Origin of the sequence: Ideonella lacteola, from assembly GCF_038066555.1 — a bacterium.
Taxonomy (GTDB): domain Bacteria; phylum Pseudomonadota; class Gammaproteobacteria; order Burkholderiales; family Burkholderiaceae_C; genus Ideonella; species Ideonella lacteola.
The window spans coordinates 1-722 of record NZ_JBBUTG010000080.1 but is presented as its reverse complement, the minus strand read 5'-3'; the positions used below and the strand labels follow the sequence as shown (position 1 = coordinate 722).

General features: G+C 73.4%; 1 protein-coding gene. It reads left to right on the top strand.

Features of this window, described 5'->3' with window-relative positions:
• Positions 1–39: 39 nt before the first annotated feature.
• Positions 40–722, top strand: a 683-nt coding sequence (locus tag AACH06_RS30115) for a Kelch repeat-containing protein (RefSeq protein WP_341429527.1), incomplete at its 3' end; no start/stop codon positions are given.

Below are 722 nucleotides of genomic sequence, written 5' to 3'. Positions count from 1 at the left end.
GATGCCAAGGCGCCGGTGGCGGCAGCGCAGAAGCAGTCGGTGTTGGCTGTCCGTGTGCAGTTGCCCGATGGCCGCTGGTTGGAAGCCGGTGGCACGGGCAAGGCCGATTCGCTCGCGGCGATCGTCGGTGCGGACGGCAAGCGGGTGCCGCTGGCGGCCAAGCTGTCGGTGGCGCGGCAAGGCCACTCGCTGACGCTGCTGGCCGATGGCCGCGTGCTGGTGCTGGGCGGTGCATCGGCAGATGGCGCGGCGGTGGCCAGCGCTGAAGTGTTCGACGCGGCGACGCAGACGTTCAAGACGCTGGCCCCTACGGGCCTGTCGGCGCGCGTGGGTGCAGCGGTGGCGCTGCTGCCGGACGGCCGGGTGCTGGTCAGCGGCGGCGCGGACAGCCGTGGTGCGGTGCTCGGCGACGCTGAAGTCTGGGATCCGAAGACCAACACGGTGCAGCGCTCGGCGCTGCGCAATGCGGCGGCTGGCGTGGCCCAGACGGCCGCGCTGCTGCCCACGGGCGGCGTGCTGCTGCAAGGGGGCCAGGACGCAGCCGGCAAGGCGCTGGCGGCGCAAGTGTTCGACAGCCGCGAGCAGCGCTTCATGGCAGTGGAAGCCGCGCAAGCAGGGGCCTGGCTGCAAGGGCTGGAAGGCGCGCAGGCGCCGGCGGTGCAAGGCAGCAGCCCGGCAGCGGAGGCCACGGGCGTGGACGGCGAGCAGCCGCTGAGCCTGAG